We start from the raw sequence: 20,224 nt of genomic DNA on the forward strand, positions 1-20,224 counted from the left end.
AGTTATGGAGCTGAAGCCCTTTTATTACTTGGGTTTTGCAATAGTGTTAAAAAAAAGTAAAAGTGTTTTTTAGAAAGGAAGATTACTTAAATCTACGTTACCACCAGATAGGATCATTCCTATTTTTTGACCTTGAAAGCGTTCTTTTTCTCTTAATAAAGCGGCAAGTGGAACGGCACAAGAAGGTTCTATAATGATTTTCATTCGTTCCCATATCAAACGCATGGCAACGACGATTTCTTCTTCATCCACACGAATAATTTCAGAAACATATTGCTGAATGATAGGAAAGGTAAGATCTCCTAATGGCATTTTAAGTCCATCTGCAGCTGTATTAGTAGTTTCATTAATTTCTAAAGTTCCACTTTGTAATGCACGATATGCATCATCTACTTCAAAGGGTTCTCCACCAATTACGGTACAATTAGTACCAAAATAATGGGCCGCTAAAGAAGTTCCAGCAATAAGTCCACCTCCACCAACAGGAGCGAAGATATAAGTAAGATCTGAATGGTCTTCTAATAATTCCAACGCTGCAGTTCCTTGTCCTAATATTACATTATGGTCATTATAAGGGTGCAAAAAAGTAGCGCCTTTTTCTACTTGTATCCTGTTTGCAGTTTCTTCTCTATCTTTATGAGTAGGAGGACATTCTATAATATGACCTCCATAATCTCTAACAGCATCCTTTTTAACTTGTGGTGCGTTAGAAGGCATAACAATATATGCTGTAATGCCTAAGCTTTGAGCAGCCAGAGATAACGCTTGTGCATAATTCCCAGAGGAATGTGTAACAACTCCTTTTGCTTTTTGTTCGTCTGAAAGTTGCAAGATTGCGTGTGTGGCTCCACGCATTTTAAAGGCTCCCATCCGCTGAAAATTTTCACACTTAAAATAAATTTCGGCCCCAGCAATATTATTTATAAGTCTGGAAGTTAATATTGGAGTTCTATGGATATAAGAGGAGATTTTAGCTGCCGTATCGATAAGACTTTGTGCATTCATAATTATAGTAAGATTAGCCTTGGACGAAGATACTAATTATGTTCCCTCTTAAATATCAATACCTTTTAAAACTATATACGTTTTTAACCTAAACAGATATATCATAAGCTTCTCGCATCCAACTGATTAACTCTTGGTCTATTTGCTCTACGGATTGTAATTGTACTCGATGCGTGCACATTGTTCCGAATGGTCCGGAATCCAGTAATCTATCTGTAGTTGGTTTCTCTTTAAGTTTGAAACCTAAATCAATTCTTGTTTTAGTAGCTGGTTTAATTAGTAGAAACTGTCTTTTTCTGATAATGCTAACGCTAGTTTTTTTAGGAGTTTTAGTAACATCTGTACCAAAGGAATCTACTACAGAAACTAGTTTCTCATAGATTGGAATTAACTGTTCCTTTCCTTTATATTGGTTCGCTACTAAATCTTCAGTAGTTTCATTTCCTTCCTTTGATAAAGTTACGATGGTATTAGCAAAACCATGAGTTACTCCGTGTTCTTGTTTTAAAAACTTCACTGCTTCTCCATGTTTAGCAAATGATTTGTCTTTTAGAATAGACTTCCATTCTTCCAATGATTTGCCTGTTTTTTCAGGCATATTATTAATCATAGTTTGTAATGCTTGATTCATGGTTGGTATGTATTTAAAGAAGAGAAATTTAAATTATAAGTACACATTAGAAATTAGCTGTTCCACCGTTGGATGGTCATTTCCACCAGCAGGTTCGATAGTAATATTTAAGGATGCTGCATTTTCAATATATTTCATGGTGATCATTTCCTGATCTTGTGCGATTACGCCCATATCAATCATTTCTCCGTCCACATCCGCCCACATCTGATATGTTTTGCTATTATCTAATCTAGAAAGCCCTTGAGGATTAAGAATTACTTCTTTATTCTGATGATTTACATATGCTACGGCAGAAGAAGAAGGAGATTTTTGATTTCCTTTAAGTACCAATTGTACTACTTTTGGATTGTTAATCGCTCGATACCACTTATCAGTTTCCTTTAGATCATCTTCTACGGTTACTAATCTGTCTTGTAGATCAGTAGTTTCTTTTTGCAAAGTCACAATAGTAGCTTCGGTATTTTTCCACTCATTGTATAACCATCCTGAGGTACATAAAAATAGTGCAGCAAGACTTGCTGCAATAGCAAAACGATAAGAGACTTTTTTCTTTTGTAGAAGAGGGAATACGGTTTCTTCATTCGTTTTATTCGTTTTTATAGCATTAAGAAGATTAGATTTGATAGGAGTAGGAGGTGAGATGGCATTTTCAAAAGCCATTTGTTCCATGTCATCTTCCATTTTTCGGAAGTACGCTTGTAATTCCGAATCTTCTTTCAGTATTTTAGCTACCTCTCTAGAATCTTTTTCAGAAAGTTCTCCCAGTAGATATTGTTCTAGTACTCCTGTATCTTTTATTGTATTCCTATCCATCATCTCATCATTTCAATAATAATCCATACGATTCCAAGTTCCTCTTTATAAGATTCCCTAAGTTTTTTCAATGCCTGTTTGATATACGATTTAAATGTTCCCAAAGGCACGTTCATTTCTTGATGAGCTTCTCTATGTGTAAGCCCATTAAAGTATACAAGTTCTAAAGCTTTTTGATGATGAGGTTCCAATCTCTTTAAGGAGCCTTCTAGTTGTGTGATATCTTTTCCCGCTTCAGAAGTACTTCTTTCTTTATATACACTTAAATCTTCCGTTTGGATGAGGAGAGCATCTTTTTTTCTTAAAGAATTTAACGTTATGTTCCTTGCTATTCTATAGGACCAGGTAAAAAACTTCCCTTTCTCAGGGTCATAAGTGTTAGATTTTTGCCAAATTTTCATAAAAGTTTCTTGTAATAGATCCTGTGCTAAACCTTCGTCTTTGCACATTCGTAAAATGACACCATAAATCGCTCCAGAATAGAGATCATAGACCCTAGACAAAGCTTGGGTATCTTGATTCTGTAACTTTTTTATGAGTTCTAAATCGTCTTTCATTTATTTATTGGCTTCTTCAAATTTAAAAAAAATCTCATCCAAACTCATCCAAACGAAACAATCTTGTGTATATGATAATGAAAAACGCGTTTAAAAATGTTTAATTATTAAAAAATAAAATCATGAAAAAACTAATTTTTATTGCATCAACATTGTTCTTATTCGTAGTATCTCAATCCGTATTCGCACAATCAAAAAAAGATATTGTGGATGTTGCAGCATCAGTCAAAGACTTTTCGACATTAGTAACTGCTGTAAAAGCTGCAGATCTTGTTGGAGCGTTAAAAGGTGATGGACCATTTACTGTATTTGCACCAACAAATGATGCATTCGCTAAAATTGATTCAAAAACACTTAATTCTTTATTAAAACCTGAGAATAAGGGAAAACTAACTTCTATTCTTACTTATCATGTAGTATCTGGAAAAATTGATGCTGCAGCTGTGGTAAAAGCACTTAAAGGAGGTGGTGGCAAAGCTGAGTTAAAGACACTTAGTGGTGCTACCTTAAAAGTTATCAAAAAGGACGGAAAGATTTGGTTAAAAGATCAAAACGGGAATTATAGTCCAATTGTAAAAACTGATGTGATGGCTTCCAATGGAGTGATTCATGTGATTGGTGATGTTGTAATGCCTAAGTAGTAGCTTTATACATCAGTAATAAGCGCTGTATCAGATACAGCGCTTATTTTTTTAATAAAATCGATAGGATTAAAAGTGTATTTTTAATACGGATACTTTGTTTACAACCAAAGTTTACTAAAACTCCATGAGTTCTCCATCCTGCGGGATATATATTTTGTCTATTAATCCTTTTTTTGATAATTCAGAAGTTAGTTCTTCTCTAGTAATTGGACAATGGTTAACTGCTTCTAAATGGTTCGCAATTACCTTATCGGGAGCATTTTTTACAAATTTGACAATATCTTCCATAGTCATTAATAAAGGTCGAAGGAGATCCAATTGTGCTCTACCACTTGCCACTACACTAATATCTGGTTTGTATTGTTTAAGTACTTTATCAACAGCTTGGGTATAAATAGTATCTGAACTTAAATAAATTGTTTTTTCATTCGGAAGCTGTATGTAATAACCCATAACATTTCCCATAGGTTTTGCTACGAATCCATACCCATGTCTGGCTGGAATTCCTTCTATAGTGCCCCCTAAAAAGTCTGAAGATTTCCAATAATTAATAACTTGTGAAACGTTTAGTCCACGTTTAAGCAGTATTTTTTCATCTTTAACACTGCAGATTATTGGGATGTTTCTTGATTTTAGAAATTGTTCTGCCGCTTTATCTAAGTGATCAGGATGTAAATGTGTTAGCAAACAATGTGTTGTTTTATGTACTATTTCCATTGCGTTCTCGGGTAGATCTAGAATAGGATTTCGTTTGGGTTTATATCTAAAGAACGTAAAAGACGGTCCGGCTGTTCCTTTTTTACCCAACATTGGGTCTATTAAAATAACTTTATCCTTAGTCTCAATTACCATTGTAGCATTCCTGAGATGATGTATTTTCATGACTTCATATTTTAAAAAGATAAAATTAAAGTGCTAATTATTTGATTTCATTGATTTGAATCAAGAAATTCGTCTTCGGATTCTACTTAATGTTTCAGGAGTAATGTTTAAGTAAGAAGCAATGTGGTATTGAGGAATGGTTTGTAACCAATTTGGTTTGTAAATAAGTAATTCATTATACAATTCTTCCGATGATTTGGTTATTCTATTATATTCAAAAAGTTCTTTTTGTTTTAGTAGTTTTTGAAAAGACAGATCAATAAATGATTTTCCACATTCGTATTTTTGCAGCAGTTGTCTAAATGGAATTTTATCAATTACCAATAACTCAATATCAGTCAACGTCTCTTGATTTTTTTTGGTTTTAGTATCATGAATAAAAGATGATAAATCGGTAATAAATTGTGGTTTGGTATAAAAATTAATGTTCGTTTCCCGGTTACTAGATGAATAGTATTCTCTAATGACACCATTATTCAAAAACCGAAGTTGCCTTTCTTCTTTATGTTCGGTAAGAATTTGTGTGTTCTTTTTTATTTTTTTGATACTAAATAAATCCAACAGTTCCCTTAATCCATGTTTGTTTAATGGATATTCCGTTTCAAAAAATGATGATATTTTAGATGTATCAAGATGCATAGCTGTATTTTACTTATACTTAAACCAAAGTATTTCGGATGCTGTTTAATTATTATATCAACTGTATATGTTTTATTTCGGTAATCAAAACTTTTAGAATATAATAGCGATTACTACTATATAAGATATAAATAAAAAATCAACGTTATTATACAAAAGAAATAGCCCATTTCAATAAAGATCATAGGAAAATAGGTTTTCCAAAATTTATTATTAATGATTATTTCATAGGTGTCATTCTTTTTTAAATAGATAATATCCATATTTTTTTTAGAACTTTTAAAACTAGTACCATAATCAAGTTCTTGGATTTTTTCTATTCCATTGGTGTCATAAAATTTCACAATCGGATAGTACATTGTACTGGTGTATCCATCAGAATCTTTACTTCTTTTTTCTACAAAATCAATGATTGTTGCTTTTGTTTTAACCCCATTACTTTCAATTCTAATATTTTTATTTCGGAAATAATATCCGATATAAATGAAAACACCTCCTACGATAAAGAAGATAGCTATAACCAGAAGATTTTCCATTTTGTAAAGTTTTATATTATGTTTTTTAATTTTCTATTGTAAACATATAAATATAGTTTTTACTTTTTAGTTAATTCTCAAAAACAAATAACGGTTTAAGTAACTACCTAAACCGTTATTCTCATGAAAAGGAACCAATCCTTAATTATGCGTTTTACTTAATTTGGCCCAATTTTTATCTGCCGTACTTTTCAGTTTATTATGATTGTTTTCTGCCAGCCATAGTTGTTTAGCATCTAACTCTACATTGTTAAGAAAAAGGAAGTACTTACCATCTTTTACAATAAACTTTGTAGGGTCTACTCTAAATTTAGCACCTGCATAGGTTCCAAAGGCGCAGAACCCTCCATATGCTGGTAAATATTTAGAAGGATTTTTATCGAATTGCTTTTTCTGATCTGCAGATGTGAAATAATATACCACCTTTTGATATTTAGATTTGAATTGTTTATTCCCTCGTTGTGCTAATCCTAAGTCCAAATAGGAAACTGGACTGTATCCTTGTAAAGCGATATTACTATTATCTATATTATTAGCCTTTTTATCTTGAGCAGTTACTAAAGAAGTTCCTAAAAAAGCGATTAAAATGATTGATAATTTAATAAGTTTCATAATTTTTTGTTTAAATATTAATGTTGTGTGTTTTTGCTTATGCTGCGTTAAAGTATTCTTCTCTAATTACTTTTCCGTCGTTGTTCCAAACTCTTCGAATGATTTCATGCCAGTAGATTTTACTACCATCTTTCATGTCAAAATCAAAAGTAAATTCAGACGCTGATACATTACCATCCGCGATCGTATAATGATGTTCTATTCCGTTAACATTGGCAATTGATCCCGCAAAGCCTTCCATTTTTTCGATCATTGCTGGTTTGCCTGTTGTTCCTCCGTTGCCATAATCAGAAGTGATAGCATCAGGTGCGAAAAATTCTTTTACTGCTTCTACAATTGCACCTTTTGATACAATTGCATCCATTTTTTGTACTTGTTCTTTAATATTCATCTTTTTGTTTATTTAAATGATTAATACACTGCAAAGATGAAGCAGATTTCAAGTAAAAATGTTACCAAAAAAGGACTACGAATTGTACTTTTTAGATTTAAAGTCTGAAGGAGTAATTCCTGAGTAGTGTTTAAAGAATCGAGTGAAGTGGTTAGGTTCTTCAAAACCTAAAGTGTGCGAAACAGCGGTAATAGATTCGTCTTCAAGCAACATAAACTTAGCAGTATTCACAAGCTCTAATCGAATTAATTGACCAATAGTGATATTCATTTTGGATTTTACTTTATTTGAAAGTGCCTTAATCGAAAGGTTCATTTTATCGGCATAAAATTCTAATGATCTTTCGGTAGTATGATATTTTTGAAGAAGTTCTAAAATATCCTGAGTAAATACATCCCGTCTTTCAAAATCGAAATTTTCTCGAAATTGCTTTGGAGTTTGTCCAGTAGATTTTTTAAATACTCTATTGAAATAGGCATCATCTTTAAAACCCAGATCATAAGAAATCTCCTGAATATTTTTATCCGTAAAAGCAATTTGTTTCTGGCTTTCTTGCAAGCGTTTGGAACTTATTAAGTTCTTTATAGATAATCCAACTTTATTTTTAACCAAAGCTTGCGCATTATAACCATTCTCATTGATAAGACCTACCAAATCTTGGCCAGTAAGATTATTTGCGTATTCCAGGTCTATTACATCTTTTATATCAAAAATAATTTGATATTCTTCTTTATTAGCTTTAAAAGGATTCTGCCAATACCATTGTTTAGAGGATATATCAATAATGTTTGAAGAGTTATCCGTTAAAGCAGATTCTGATAAAAAACTATTGCATTCATCACATTCTATCAAGTCGATATACCCAAGGGATATAAGATGTTTAAATAATACCCTAACATCATTATTATAAAATTTTTCATCATTAGAAAATTCGATTTTCCGAACTTCAAATGTATCTGATAAGAATTTGATGTATTGTCCTTTCTCTAAAAAGATTGCTTTTTCTTGCCAGTCAAAGTAATTCTTAAAATCAACTTGAATGCTACCATTACCCGATAAAATATGAAATAATGTATGTCTTTCTATAAAGTATACTTTGTTCAGTTCTGGTGAGAATTTTTTGACTTTGTGCATAAGAGTGGAGGAGTAGTATCTTCTTAAGATAGAAGTATTTTTAGAGTAGGTATTATCTTGTTACTAATAAATACTTAGACGTTTATGATCCTATTGATTACATTATTAAAGAATAAGATTATGCTGTTCTAAGGATCTTTTCCATTTTCTTTCCTCTTGCTAACTCTTCTATAAGTTTATCCATATACCTAGCTTGTTTAGTTAAAGGAGTGTCGATTTCTTCTATTCTATAGCCGCAGATAACTCCTTTGATTAGGTGAGCGTTTGGATGTAGGGTTGCTTTCTCAAAAAATGTTTCAATCGTAGCCTTTTCATCAATTAATTCTTGAAGCTTTTTTTCATCAAAACCCGTTAACCATTCTATTACTTGATGTAGTTCTTCTTTTGTTCTTCCTTTTTTCTCTACTTTATTCAGATAATGAGGATATATAGAAGCAAATACTATTTTTGCAACGCGAGCATCGTGTTCTGGTGTTGTTGCCATAATGTTATCTCTTTAAGTATCCTTGGATATTTTTCCTTTCAAATTGATACAATGATCTGGTAAAATATACAAAAAGTTATATAAAACTACTTATCGTATGATTTCTGTAGGTAGTTTTTCTTCTATGATCTTACCGTTTTCTTCATAAACGTAATAAGAAAAAGATTCAGAGTCCAGAGAAACACTATTTTTTACTTTTCCATTGATGAACAAAATTCCAGATCTATCATCACAGGCATATCCATTGGTTAGTTTTTTGTCTAGTATATTTTTATGATAAAGCGGTTTTCTTGATTTTTCGGAATGATAATGAGGGCAGTGACTATAATTTAGAAAGCCCAATCCTTTTACAATGGTAAGTTCTTTTGGTCTGGAATCGGTAGTCCCTGCATTAAACCAGCATAATGAACCTGCACTGCCTCCAGCCATTACAATTCCTTTTTCATATGCTTTTTGTAAAGCTGCATCGATTTTTTGGGCTTTCCAGATGGCAAGCATATTAAGTGTATTTCCTCCACCAACAATAATTGCATCCATTTCTAGTAGTATCTCCTCAAAAGTTTGTTTTTGTGTAGAAGAATTGATCCATACAGTCATTACTTTGGGTTTAATATCTAAATCAGAGCATAGTTCATACCAATAATTTATATATCGTTGATTATCTGCGGTAGCTGTAGGTAAAAAGCATATTTTAGGCTTCTCCTTATTTGTAATGCTAGCAGTATATTTTATAAATTCTTTCGTTATTTGACCACCATAAACGAATGCTTTTTTATCTGTTTGTGAGTAAGTTACCATGGTGATGAGAGCAAAGAATATGGTTAAAATTTTCTTCATGTATGTTGTTATTATTGTGTGTTTTTAAAATTATCTTCGAAATATTTAACCCATTTACCGTCGACCAATTTTTCTCCGTATTCGCGAAAACCACCTTCTTTGGTTCTTCCAAAAATAAATCTATTGGTCTCACTACTATTTACAATCAACTTTCCGTCTTCATATGCAGCAGGATATTTTCTTACACCTCGCTTCGAAAAAGGATAATAGTAATATGTGTTATCTTTTTCATCATAATAAATTATAGTATGTAATTGTAGAAATTCACTATTTAATTTGATGACCAAAATACTTTTTTCCAGGTCATAGGAAATATGTTGATATGCTGATCCTTGTTTGGTGACTTTTCCATTTTCATAAATGGTACTAGTACCTATCCATTCTCCAGTCATAAAGTTTAATAACTCCATTTGCTGCGTGTTAGAGGATTGACCAAAAGCTAGATTGAAGAAAAAAATAAAAGCTAAACAGCAATAATACTTGTGGAAACTTAAGGAAGTGTTTTTGTATTTCATGTAATGTGCGAATGAGAATTGATTATTGAGTTTTTTTTCGTTTTATATGGAATTAATGAAAAAGAATTACCAGCAGCAATATACATTAATCAGAAAAATACAGCTAGGTATTATAAACAGTATTTAGATTTAGCTTCTATTAATTGGTTTTAGTATAGATATCAATACTAATTGGTTTACCGTTTTTAATTTCAAAATCAGGAACGGTTTTCTCCAGTTTAAAGTCAAGCTTAGCCATTGCTCTTTTACAGTTTTTATTATTGGATTCTACAAACCCTTCTATTCGGTTTAGCAATAAGTGCTTAAATCCATAATTACAGATCAATGGCAGAACTTCTTTCATAATGCCCTTACCCCAAAAATCTGGAAGTAACCAAAGTCCAATTTCTGCTATTTTGGTTTGATCATCTATATCGTTTAATCCACCTGCTCCATAAAATACTTTGGTATTAATATCACAAATTGCCCACCATAGTTGTTTTTTATCCGCGAACCAAGTCATCTGCTCTTTTGTAGCTTCTAAACTGTTATAGCTAACTCCATAATATTGAGTGATTTTTGGATTAGAAAGACCATTATAAATGTTTTCTAGATCAGAATCAACTATTTCCCTGAGCAGCAGTCTATCGGTTGTAATTGTTGAAAATTTGTTTTCTAGCATTTACAATCTATATTTTATGTATCTTTTTATTGAAGACTTGTTGATTTTATTTTGTTTTCATGGCTGTAATTGTTTCATACTCCATATACCATTATGAAACTCGTACAGTTTTCTATGATGGAATCTTGTTTCTTTAAATTCCATAAATTCAATTCGTATGGGTTTAATAGAAAAGCCACCCCAGTTGCTTGGTCGATCGATTCTTTTTCCTTCTACAACTTTATCTTCTATATTCTTTTCAAGTAATGCTGCGTTATCCAGTTCTTTTCCTTGTTCGCAGATAGAAGATACAGCCTTAGCGTTTATGTTTCTTTCTTCGAAATACCTATCTGCTAATTTACTATTTATAGTAGTAGCAATCCCCTGAACTCTTATTTGTCTTTCTGTTTCTGCCCACCAAAAAGTAATAGCTACGTTGTTGTTATTATTGATCTCAATTCCTTTCCTAGAGTCTAGTGGGCCTGTAACGATAAAAGAGTTGTCAACAATCTCTTTGAAAGAAACGAACCTAGCATTTGGAAAATTATCAATTCCCATGGTAGATAGACATACTGCAGAAGGTATCTTTACTTTGGTTAGCTCACATTCTTCGTTAAACCATTTGGAGAAAATAGCGATTGGATTTTCAGTGTTTTTCATTTGTTTTAATGAGTTATGGATCGTATTACGTTGATACCTTAAACATTATCTGTTCATTTAAAACAAATGTAATGATTTAGGTGTTCATATACTTTTGGTTATGAATACAGTAGGTTTTAACAATCCTTATTATGTATCCATTTTTATTTTTTATTCCATAAGTAGCACAAACAAAGTACGATAAAACTATCTCCAATTATACTGTATATGGTCTTTGTGTAATTCATAAGCATAGCTAGAAAAAAGTATTATTTTTTTATGATTCGATTTTAAGTCAAGTTATCCAGATGAGTTTACTAAACATTATATAAGTCAGACGATGATGATTACTAAAGCATTTAAAAGTTTAAGAACGCAGGTCTATTAAAAGAATAATTGTAACGTTCCTTGCTGAGGTATTTCATCCCATTGTTTACAAAGCTGATCAAAGTCTATTTTCATTTTTTCAATTTGAGATAACTTCATATGAGGAATACTAATTCCATCCATATTTCGAGCTTCCCATGCTGTTAATTGGATAAATTGATCAGTATTAGAAGCTCCAGAACCAATAGCTTGTAGATTTCTTGCCATGATTTCAGACAACCAAGTTTCTGCTTCTAAGGTTTTAATGATTTCTTTATCAGAAAGCTGTTCTATTGTCATTCCGGATTTTATTTTCCCATAAAATCCATGTTGTAGATCAAATTCCTTTTCTACAACATAATGCGCAAGATCATGGTTGGGAATATCGGGCCCTAAGTTTATACTTGTCCATGTTCCATCATTTCTTTTGCAAGTAAGGGTATTTCTATTTTTACCCTTCGTAATCAGTATCTCCATGTTTTTTGTCGATTGAGGAAAATGTAATTTGTATAATTCACTCGATATTTTGCGTCTAAAAGTCTTCTGTTTTTTCAAGAAGTAGAGCTATACCCTCATTCGAAGAAGAGGCTTTTCTAAATAACCATCCTTTACAAAACTCTTTTTTAGTGTACTTAATTTTTCCCAGAGCAGGATCTGAAACCCAAATAGTGTCTTTATTTACTTTATAAACAACAATAAAGTGATTATTGTTCCAATGAATAATTGCAGGTAAAGGAACTTCGTTTGCTAATTGATCAAATGAAATTTTTACACCTAAATTTTTTAAACCAATACTTTGAGCTGCTTCGCTTAATCCAAGCAATGTTGTCCCATTATTTTGCATACCGGATAGTTCTTCTAATTCCTTTAAAGCGATATCTTTTCCAAAATATTGACTAACCATTTTTAAACAAACTGGTCCGCATTGTTTGGGTGTTTCCTGAAGTATAATAGGAAAATCTTGACTAGATAGTTTGGTATCACAGCTTAGAAGAGTTGTAATCAGTAGTAGAAGTAAGAATGACTTAATTTTCATCGCTTAATTTGTTAATATGCACTATTTCTATAGGTATCAAAACCTTATAAAATGTTACCCTATTTACTCATGTTTTTCTTATAACATAGAATTAATTGTTTTAGGATAGATCATGTTGTTTAATAATCTCTAAAGTTTCGTTTACAAAATCTGTTTTTCCAAGCACATACGAACCTCTGTCATTTTTATATTTAGCAGCCAGTTCAATTTTTAAGTTTTCATACGCTTTTGCTCTTTCGGGATTGGCATTTAGATAATCCCTAAAGTCGATTTGTTGCCACATGATATTGTCCTTAGGGCACATATGAATATGAAAAATTTGCTCATTTGCTCCCTCTAGATTATAACCTTTTCCAAAGGATGAATACGCTTCGATGTTTTCTCTAGCAGGAACTACAAAATGTGAATAACCTAGTTGCGTAAATTGGTTGATAAGGTCTTCATTAAATAGTAATTCTTTAGGGATTTCTATCATCAAATCGATATAAGGTTTAGATTTTATGCTGGGGATCGATGAACTTCCGAAATGTTCTATTCGTAAAATCTTTTCACTTCCAACAGTATTTAGAATCCTTTCTTTTTCATCTTGATACAGAGATTTCCAATTGGGATTATGATCTACTAGTTCAATAGGAAAAAGAGTGTTCCATTCATCTTTGGTTAAATCATATAAAGTCTTTTTCATCTGAGAAGTTTTTTGAAAGATTAACGAGGTTATTAGGAACGGCAATATACTATGAAGAGAAAGAAAATAGCATTCTCTTTTTGGCTTTTTTACGAGATCAAACTTATTTTTTCAAGTCTATTTGTTTTAAAAGTTGTTCGAGTATTTCATCTTTTTCATCTAATAAATAATCCTGTACATAAATATCTGGAATAACACCTTTATTATTATCCAGACCACTAACGCGTTGTATTTTTCCTTTTGCGATGTCTACACTGATTCCTGTTTCTGGTAATTGATAGTTAAAAATAGAAGCATACAGATTCGGATACTCTGCAGTTTCTTCACCTACAATTTTTCCAAAATTATAATCTTGTATCTGGGCTGCTGTTACTGTAGATTGCGAATAGGATTGGCGATTTACCAATACGTAAACATTGCCATGGAAACGTTTACTCTTGGGTTGTGGTTGATAAAACCCAAAGTCATATTCGTATATTTCACCATCCTCATGTAGTAAGGTAGATTTCCAATACGATGTGGTTGTATCCTTGGTTTTTCTCACATGTTCTTTTAGTAAAGCACTGGTCTTAAGTTGAAATTTAGAACACCATTTAAAGGGTTGGTTAGCAATATATGATACCAAGTAGTCACTAAAGGAATCATCACCGCCAGGATTATTTCTTAAATCAATGATGAGGTTTTTATTTTTTTTGGATTTTATTTCTGTAAAAGCACTATCAACAAACTTACGATATTGACCCTCATCTCCTCCAAATTCACCAGGTCTAAGATAGGCTGTGGAACTAGATAAAAATTTAATATTTCTATCGCGTTTTATGATATCATCACGTTTTGTCTCATATTCTTCCAAGGCTTTTATAGAAGCTAGTTTATAAGTAGAAACGCTATCGTTTCTTGATATTTCAACTTCAAACATTTTTTGTTCTCCAAAAGTTAACCAATAGAATCTTGGAAGCGTTAGAAATTCTAATTGTGCATTTTTAAAGTATATACGTTCAGCAGCAATTTGTGGATATATTGTTTCTAAAATTTTTTGAATCGGCTGATTATTAATGCTTATAAGTTGATCTCCAATCTTTATGTCTGAGTTTTTTGACCAGTTTTTTCTTACCAAGACTTTACCTTTTTCAATGGCTACTTCTAACGGAAATATGGTACCTCCTGTTTGAGCATAATTGATGTAAGACTGAACAGGAAAAGAAATTCTAGTATGTCCATTGTTTAATAATGCAGGTACTTGCTGTAATAAACGAGTAGTTTCTAAAAGGCTTAAAGAATCATTTGTAATCTTATTTTTAATTTTATGATATTCTTTTTCAAAAGCTTCTTCAGTAATCGTATGATAACAATTGTACTGAGTAGTAATTAGTGATTTCTTAAGATAATCAAGATCGTTTAGGACTTGTTTTTTTGAAAATTTAGATTGTCCATAGGTCAAACAAGTGTTTAGGATGATAAAGACAAGAGTAGTTATAAATTTCATGAATGTAAATAATTTTAGGGAGCAATATTATGGAAATAAACTACTTCAATCGTCCTAATGCTTCTATTAGGACTTGTTTTTTGTGTTTTTAAGATATTGACTTGGAGTCATTTGTGTAAATTTTTTAAAAACATGATTAAAAGTTGATTTCGAATTGAATCCACATTCAAATGCATGTCCCAGTAATGATAACTTATCTTGCTCCGGTGACTGTAGACGATTTTGGAATTCTTTTACACGATATAAATTGATTAAATCGTAAAAATTTTGATTGCAATTTTGATTAATTTTTGCAGACAGTTGTTTAGGTTTTATTCCTAATAAATCCGCTAAAGAATTAAGATTAAGATCTGGATTGAGATAAGGTTTTTCATGTTGCATCAAATGATTAAGTTTTGAAAGAAAAGCTTCATCTTTTTCTGAGGGTGTTTTTTGAGGTTTCTTATCAATTGGTTGTACCCGAATAATTTCGCGCTCTTTTTGAATATATCCTTTAAAACCTATCCAACAAGTTATCGCTGCTAATACGGCAAAATTTGGTAGGAAGTAATATTCTCGAAGACTTTTATCAAAAACAAACCGATCCACTTCTGTAATTATTCTATACAGGATATGATAACTGGCATAAATAATAATGGGTGCTTGTAACCATTTTAAGGATAGTTGTTCAATTTTAGAATAGTAATCTTTGAGCCGTTTTTGGTATTTGATCAATATTCCTAATGATATAAAACTATATAGTAAGATCGAAATTACACCCAACCATTGTTGCGTTAGATAAACATACGAATAGGAGGGAAGTTCTTCTAAGTAAAGTCCATTGGATCCAATCCTGTAGATTGAGGTTCTATAGAAAATGAACTCTAATAGCAAAGGAAGAAAATGTAGGTAGTGTATTTTTCTAAATTGAAATTTGGGATCACTGATACATTTTGTATAGAAATAAAGAGAGGGACCGATACCATAGAGCATTTCCATTTGAATATATCTAAATACGTATAGTAATTCATAGTCTTTTAATACATTCACTACTACAATATTAATAACCATTAGCGCATAAAAGAATACTAATAGGGATAAAAAAATGTTTGCTAACCGTTTTGGTTTTTTAAAAGCAATCAATCCACTTAGTATCATTGCCTGTAGCGCCAATACGCAGATAATAGTAAATAAAATAGGGTTAGAGGTAACCATCTAAAGTATTTGTTTTTCTATTTGCTAAAATAATAATGGGAATTAAATAAAGGAGGCAAAGGATCTTACAATTTTAAAATTCTGTTTTACATGATTTTAATGTATGCTAGATAATCAGAAAACTTTAAACTCATTATTATTAATAAGATCCCTTTTCTTTGTTATATAACTCAATCGCTTTTAGATATTTTATTCCTGTGGATTTTGTTTGCGGATACAGAAAGCCACTTAGTTCTTTATGATGTTTATCAATCCACTGTACTAGCGAATCTCTGTTTTTTACAAACTTTTCGATATTAAAAACTTCATATTCAATTCGATTCACTTTTACTATTCTGTTTTGATCAAACTGTAAAGTTTCTACCCAAACTACAGGTTCTTGGGTAAGAAAAAAGATTCTTTTATCGGTTTTGGAAACTTTTGCAGTAACGATATTTTTTGCTTCCTTCATTTCAAGGATTTTGTAGGTTGGATCAAAAACAGATTCCCATGCTAACCAAGTATTATATCTCTGGCAAGAAAAACGTTCTTCATAGTTATCTTCATTTTCTCTGATCACAATACTATCTCCGACTAGCGAAATCATCTTAGTACTATCAGATTGATCTAATGCTTTATAATATTGTGAAGCAATTTCGAGTTTATTGAACGTTTTATTCTTTTCGTTTTCCGAAGTTTTACAGGATACGCATACTGTTATAAATAACAGAAATGATATTACTCGTTTATTCATTTTATTATCTCATATTAAGTGCTTAAAATAGAAACAAAAAGGGATAATAAATTAATCATTAGTAGCTTTCTTGTTTTTTGGTTTTGAAAAAGCATACATAATCTTTATTGAACTAATAAGTGTACAAATGAATAGTGCAAATTTAGAGTTGTTTGATGAGGGAACTGTTGCTCCAATTCCCATACCTAAAATAAAAAGAGCACCAAATGTTGATATCAATATTTTAGGAGTAATAATTACTGATCCAACTTTCAAAGACTTTAATTTCATAAAATATCTACTTTTTAATATTGGCAACTAATTTTGATAAAGTGTTACAATTTTATCCTACTAGATTTTATGAATCTTATGAAATAGATGCTGTTGTATAGTTTTATTTCCAATATAATTATGATTGTTCTTTTAGTACAAACTCTTCTTTTCTATTGTTTTTAGCGTATTTATAAATCATAGTTGATGAAAAAATAAAATTCGCAATCCAAATTCCTAAACCAACAAAAATTAGTTGTTTTGCCTGATTATTAAATTCTGTAAATTCACGAAATTCAGAAAGTAAAGCTCCGAAGAAATAGATGTTTATTAGAAAGAATAGAGATCCTAAAGTTATTCCCAAGACTCTTTTTTTGTATACTATTTGAAGAATCAGAACTCCTATCACTCCAATAAAAATTGGATGAATGTAAAAAGGCGGTGAATATCCAACTAAAATTGCTAATGTGATAAAATAGAATTCGGGTAATCGTAAAAAAACTGTTTTCATGTTTTTGGCTTTATAACGAGTATTACTAATGGATACAAATTATACTCATGAATCTAACGTTTAGTTATTTAGTTAATTATACAGTCCTGAGATTTTACAGAAATCTGTATTTATAAGCTTTTGCTCAGATTGGGTTAGTAATAAGAGTTATAAATTAATTAGTTTATATATGAGTTCACTTGTATTGAGGTTTTGAGTACTTATAACAAAAGTACTATGCACTTTAATTTTACCAGAAACACAAATTATATTTGTACCTGTTTTACTCATTTTTATATTCACATAATAACTTTGTTTTCTTTCTTCGAGTAAATGATCATCCCATCCTTCAATGCTAGAAATCGAAATGATACAAATATAGTCATGATCTATCTGATCATATTTTTTTTGAGGAGTGGACTTTAGATCAGATTCTAGAGGCGTACTCGATGTTAATTCATAATTGAAACTAATTTTATGTTTTGATTTTCTGAATCGCTTTTTTATCTTTTTTTCTAAATCTTCATAAAAATTTACTAAATGCGTATCATCTTTAAAGATAAATAAAATCTTGCTTTTAGGATTAATTTGTGAGATTATAGTCTTTTCTATTAATTCAGATCCAGGTTCAAACCTTTTTTCCTCTTGACTATAAGCAGTTATTCCTATTTGTAGTGCTATAAAAATTAATATAGTTTTTTTCATATAATTCTGATAAAAATAGACAGAGTGATAACATTTATTATTTGTGTCTTAGTAAGACAAAATGTTACTTCATTTTTTTGATTTTCCCATTTTTTAGAATTTTGTATGTGGTTTTTGACACCTTTAATTCTGTGGTATTTGCGATCTTATTTTCGTTAATATCGATTTGCCATGATTTAGAAGAATCTATTACAACTAATTTTAAGTTGGTATCCAAGATTGCACTTTCCAATGTTTGTCCTTTCATACCAAAACTAGAATTTCCTAATATATTAAGAGAATCGATTTTGTTACCATTATTGTCGAAGGTTATTAAAAAAGGAGCTAGTCCATTATCTGCTATTGAATATTCGATTATACCAACAATTCTTTCATTGTTAAAAGCAATCCCATAGGGAGCATGAGTCCAACGATGTTTGTATTTTTTAAATAGAATTGAATCATGGTTTTTTGAAGGATTCATCCTAGAATTAAGGCTGAACTTTTGCGGAAGCACTAGAGTGTCCAGACTTCTTAGATAATCATGAAAACCTCTTTCTTCTTTCTTGCAGGAAAAAATAATGATCGATAAAAGTAGAATGAGCGTTTTTTTCATTCGATTAACCAAATTTTTAATTACAAGAATAGTGGATTTTATTGTATATGGCTATTAGGTTTGATTTTCTCTAATCCTATCCATTCGTGTTCAATATCCTTCATTAAAAGTGCGTTGTCAAACTTCACAGAGCCTTTTGGGAAGATATTTTCATTCTCGAAAAAACTGGATTGAACATTTTTTACATCCAAAAGAGAAACTTTCCAATTGTATGCTTTTAATTCTATTCCGTCGAAATCATCATTGTCCGGAGAATAGCCAACAGCACCATTCTCAAAAAAATCGGAGACACAATTTAAATCATCAAAAACACTTTCTTCATTCCATTTCGGAGTCTCACAAGCCTCTATGGATAAAGTAGTGTCATCATCACTAACAAAGGCGACATTGTAATTTCCATTTGCTTCATCAACCTTAAATTGTGCAAGATGATGTACTCCTGGAAAAATTGTTCCTCCTGCTAGAGAGTTTAGTCTAGAAGAAGTATCTCTTCTGGGAATATAAACTCCTTCGCGCAACTTTCCATTTTCATGCCATTCTACTGCGATTCTGTGGGCACCATTTTCAGAGGAAATTCCGATTTGTTTTGGTAATCCCTTTGGTCTAATTTCTTTTAATCGAATGAGGCAAATTCCGACAATTCCTTTTCCTTTCACTAATTTGGGTTTAAAAGGCTTTGGCAAATAGTTTTCCAAAACTTCTTTATCTACCCGATAATTAATTAAAATTCGTCTATCGATTATCCCTTTTATTTTTGGTATTTTCATTCCTCTGGTTCATGTTATTGTAAATTCAATTGCCATGAAACTCCAAATTGGTCTTCGACAAATCCAAATTTTTGACTGAAGCCGTAATTGTTCAAAGGCATCATAACTTTTCCATTTTCAGATAGTTTTATAAATAAACGCTGAAGTTCTTCCTCGTTTTTGCATTCTACATAATTTGATACTGCTGGTGTAAATCCCCATTCATGTATGGCTGGACTATCACTACACATAAACAATGCACCATTTAGATTAAACGTGGCATGCATTATTGTTCCTTCTTTTCCCGGCCCTTCTTTTCCCCAGCGCTTTGTATTAATAATGTTAGAATTGTCAAACAATGCTATATAAAAATTCATAGCCTGTTCTGCATTTGCATTTTGAAATGTTAGAAATGTTGCAATTTGATCATTTTCAAGATCTTGCTTTTTATGGAATATTGTTCTTAAACTATCAAGTTTGCTTTTTAAATCAATCAACTCTGCATTTTTTTCATCTTCTTTTTTTACCTCCGTACAGCTGTATGTTATGAGTAGTAGGAGTAGTAGTGGAATAACTCTGATCATAGTAGATGTTTTTTGATGTTGCGGAAATTATTAACGTAATTTAAAAATATAACCTATGTAAAGATACAAGATAGCTAAGATTAACTAGATGGATGTTGTACTCAAATAAATTTAGATAAGCATAACTTTTCAGGTATCCTTTGATTTCTTTTCTTGAGTGGCCCACATAATGATATCTCGAAAATCAATTTTAGCCCGTTTGGTCAGTTCTATAACTTCATCTACATTACCTTTTGCTATGTATAGAATCGACATTCTAGTATTTTTTAAGTTATATTCCGATTCGGCCATAACATGTTTCAATTCAAGAGATGAAAGTTCTTTTATTACAGATTCTCTGAAATCTAACGCAAAGTCTTTATTAATTATATCCAGTATTTCCTGATCCATGTT

The 20,224-nt window shown here is 31.2% G+C and carries 28 protein-coding genes and 1 pseudogene; 1 reads left to right on the plus strand and 28 read right to left on the minus strand.

Annotated features, from left to right (window positions below):
* Positions 1–69: 69 nt before the first annotated feature.
* The 4 genes from ABD077_RS18705 to ABD077_RS18720 all read right to left on the minus strand — a co-directional run bounded on the left by ABD077_RS18705 (position 70) and on the right by ABD077_RS18720 (position 3,009).
* On the minus strand, positions 70–1,005 hold the full coding sequence (locus ABD077_RS18705) for a threonine ammonia-lyase (RefSeq protein WP_343913755.1): 936 nt from the start codon (positions 1,003–1,005) through the stop codon (positions 70–72).
* 88 nt (positions 1,006–1,093) lie between these two features.
* On the minus strand, positions 1,094–1,636 hold the full coding sequence (locus ABD077_RS18710) for a DUF4287 domain-containing protein (protein WP_343913756.1): 543 nt from the start codon (positions 1,634–1,636) through the stop codon (positions 1,094–1,096).
* A gap of 33 nt (positions 1,637–1,669) precedes the next feature.
* Positions 1,670–2,452: an anti-sigma factor gene (locus ABD077_RS18715; protein WP_343913757.1), complete on the minus strand. Its 783-nt coding sequence runs from the start codon at positions 2,450–2,452 to the stop codon at positions 1,670–1,672.
* A complete protein-coding gene (locus tag ABD077_RS18720; RefSeq protein ID WP_343913758.1) occupies positions 2,452–3,009 on the minus strand; it encodes an RNA polymerase sigma factor in 558 nt (185 codons plus the stop codon). The genes ABD077_RS18715 and ABD077_RS18720 overlap by 1 nt, the downstream gene beginning before the upstream one ends.
* A 122-nt stretch (positions 3,010–3,131) precedes the next feature.
* On the opposite strand from ABD077_RS18720, the gene ABD077_RS18725 reads away from it, so the two are divergent.
* Complete coding sequence (locus tag ABD077_RS18725; RefSeq protein ID WP_299607313.1) at positions 3,132–3,650, plus strand: fasciclin domain-containing protein; 519 nt, start codon at positions 3,132–3,134, stop codon at positions 3,648–3,650.
* Between the two features lie 117 nt (positions 3,651–3,767).
* Here ABD077_RS18725 and ABD077_RS18730 read toward each other — a convergent pair whose 3' ends face one another.
* The 24 genes and pseudogenes from ABD077_RS18730 to ABD077_RS18845 all read right to left on the minus strand — a co-directional run bounded on the left by ABD077_RS18730 (position 3,768) and on the right by ABD077_RS18845 (position 20,221).
* Entirely contained in the window at positions 3,768–4,535 is a 768-nt protein-coding gene (locus tag ABD077_RS18730) for an MBL fold metallo-hydrolase (RefSeq protein ID WP_343913759.1), read from the minus strand.
* A gap of 60 nt (positions 4,536–4,595) precedes the next feature.
* Complete coding sequence (locus ABD077_RS18735) at positions 4,596–5,174, minus strand: Crp/Fnr family transcriptional regulator (protein WP_343913760.1); 579 nt, start codon at positions 5,172–5,174, stop codon at positions 4,596–4,598.
* Positions 5,175–5,290: 116 nt separating this feature from the next.
* Positions 5,291–5,710 (minus strand): DUF3592 domain-containing protein, encoded by a 420-nt coding sequence (locus ABD077_RS18740; protein ID WP_343913761.1) that lies wholly within the window; start codon positions 5,708–5,710, stop codon positions 5,291–5,293.
* 141 nt (positions 5,711–5,851) lie between these two features.
* Positions 5,852–6,322: a YHS domain-containing (seleno)protein gene (locus tag ABD077_RS18745; RefSeq protein WP_343913762.1), complete on the minus strand. Its 471-nt coding sequence runs from the start codon at positions 6,320–6,322 to the stop codon at positions 5,852–5,854.
* Between the two features lie 37 nt (positions 6,323–6,359).
* Positions 6,360–6,713, minus strand: a complete 354-nt coding sequence (locus ABD077_RS18750) for a nuclear transport factor 2-like protein (protein ID WP_343913763.1) — start codon at positions 6,711–6,713, stop codon at positions 6,360–6,362.
* A 75-nt stretch (positions 6,714–6,788) separates the two neighbouring features.
* Positions 6,789–7,847, minus strand: a complete 1,059-nt coding sequence (locus tag ABD077_RS18755; protein WP_343913764.1) for a helix-turn-helix domain-containing protein — start codon at positions 7,845–7,847, stop codon at positions 6,789–6,791.
* Positions 7,848–7,965: 118 nt separating this feature from the next.
* The gene (locus tag ABD077_RS18760) at positions 7,966–8,331 is read right to left on the minus strand and encodes a DUF2200 domain-containing protein (RefSeq protein ID WP_343913765.1); all 366 of its coding nucleotides are present in this window, start codon (positions 8,329–8,331) and stop codon (positions 7,966–7,968) included.
* A gap of 90 nt (positions 8,332–8,421) precedes the next feature.
* Positions 8,422–9,168: a Type 1 glutamine amidotransferase-like domain-containing protein gene (locus ABD077_RS18765; protein WP_343913766.1), complete on the minus strand. Its 747-nt coding sequence runs from the start codon at positions 9,166–9,168 to the stop codon at positions 8,422–8,424.
* An 11-nt stretch (positions 9,169–9,179) separates the two neighbouring features.
* Positions 9,180–9,578 (minus strand): hypothetical protein, encoded by a 399-nt coding sequence (locus ABD077_RS18770; RefSeq protein ID WP_343913767.1) that lies wholly within the window; start codon positions 9,576–9,578, stop codon positions 9,180–9,182.
* A gap of 244 nt (positions 9,579–9,822) precedes the next feature.
* Positions 9,823–10,344, minus strand: coding sequence for a GNAT family N-acetyltransferase (locus ABD077_RS18775; protein WP_343913768.1), 522 nt, complete (start codon positions 10,342–10,344; stop codon positions 9,823–9,825).
* A 57-nt stretch (positions 10,345–10,401) separates the two neighbouring features.
* Positions 10,402–11,007, minus strand: a pseudogene (locus tag ABD077_RS18780) (pyridoxine/pyridoxamine 5'-phosphate oxidase); the annotation flags it as partial.
* 339 nt (positions 11,008–11,346) lie between these two features.
* Positions 11,347–11,805 (minus strand): hypothetical protein, encoded by a 459-nt coding sequence (locus tag ABD077_RS18785; RefSeq protein WP_343913769.1) that lies wholly within the window; start codon positions 11,803–11,805, stop codon positions 11,347–11,349.
* 55 nt (positions 11,806–11,860) lie between these two features.
* Entirely contained in the window at positions 11,861–12,364 is a 504-nt protein-coding gene (locus ABD077_RS18790) for a cysteine peptidase family C39 domain-containing protein (RefSeq protein ID WP_343913770.1), read from the minus strand.
* Positions 12,365–12,464: 100 nt separating this feature from the next.
* Positions 12,465–13,049 (minus strand): GrpB family protein, encoded by a 585-nt coding sequence (locus ABD077_RS18795; protein WP_343913771.1) that lies wholly within the window; start codon positions 13,047–13,049, stop codon positions 12,465–12,467.
* 103 nt (positions 13,050–13,152) lie between these two features.
* Positions 13,153–14,535 carry a S41 family peptidase gene (locus ABD077_RS18800; protein ID WP_343913772.1) on the minus strand — a complete coding sequence of 461 codons (1,383 nt, stop codon included), beginning with the start codon at positions 14,533–14,535 and terminating at the stop codon, positions 13,153–13,155.
* Positions 14,536–14,601: 66 nt separating this feature from the next.
* Positions 14,602–15,729 carry a helix-turn-helix domain-containing protein gene (locus tag ABD077_RS18805; RefSeq protein WP_343913773.1) on the minus strand — a complete coding sequence of 376 codons (1,128 nt, stop codon included), beginning with the start codon at positions 15,727–15,729 and terminating at the stop codon, positions 14,602–14,604.
* Positions 15,730–15,868: 139 nt separating this feature from the next.
* Complete coding sequence (locus ABD077_RS18810; RefSeq protein WP_343913774.1) at positions 15,869–16,462, minus strand: hypothetical protein; 594 nt, start codon at positions 16,460–16,462, stop codon at positions 15,869–15,871.
* Positions 16,463–16,513: 51 nt separating this feature from the next.
* Entirely contained in the window at positions 16,514–16,732 is a 219-nt protein-coding gene (locus ABD077_RS18815; protein ID WP_343913775.1) for a hypothetical protein, read from the minus strand.
* A gap of 118 nt (positions 16,733–16,850) precedes the next feature.
* A complete protein-coding gene (locus ABD077_RS18820; protein WP_343913776.1) occupies positions 16,851–17,222 on the minus strand; it encodes a hypothetical protein in 372 nt (123 codons plus the stop codon).
* Positions 17,223–17,369: 147 nt separating this feature from the next.
* Positions 17,370–17,906, minus strand: a complete 537-nt coding sequence (locus tag ABD077_RS18825; protein WP_343913777.1) for a hypothetical protein — start codon at positions 17,904–17,906, stop codon at positions 17,370–17,372.
* Positions 17,907–17,970: 64 nt separating this feature from the next.
* A complete protein-coding gene (locus ABD077_RS18830; RefSeq protein ID WP_343913778.1) occupies positions 17,971–18,501 on the minus strand; it encodes a hypothetical protein in 531 nt (176 codons plus the stop codon).
* 38 nt (positions 18,502–18,539) lie between these two features.
* The gene (locus tag ABD077_RS18835; RefSeq protein WP_343913779.1) at positions 18,540–19,268 is read right to left on the minus strand and encodes a DUF2071 domain-containing protein; all 729 of its coding nucleotides are present in this window, start codon (positions 19,266–19,268) and stop codon (positions 18,540–18,542) included.
* Positions 19,269–19,282: 14 nt separating this feature from the next.
* Complete coding sequence (locus ABD077_RS18840; protein WP_343913780.1) at positions 19,283–19,831, minus strand: VOC family protein; 549 nt, start codon at positions 19,829–19,831, stop codon at positions 19,283–19,285.
* Between the two features lie 129 nt (positions 19,832–19,960).
* Positions 19,961–20,221 (minus strand): hypothetical protein, encoded by a 261-nt coding sequence (locus tag ABD077_RS18845; RefSeq protein WP_343913781.1) that lies wholly within the window; start codon positions 20,219–20,221, stop codon positions 19,961–19,963.
* Between the last annotated feature and the right edge of the window lie 3 nt (positions 20,222–20,224).

This window comes from Aquimarina litoralis (assembly GCF_039523995.1).
Lineage (GTDB): Bacteria > Bacteroidota > Bacteroidia > Flavobacteriales > Flavobacteriaceae > Aquimarina > Aquimarina litoralis.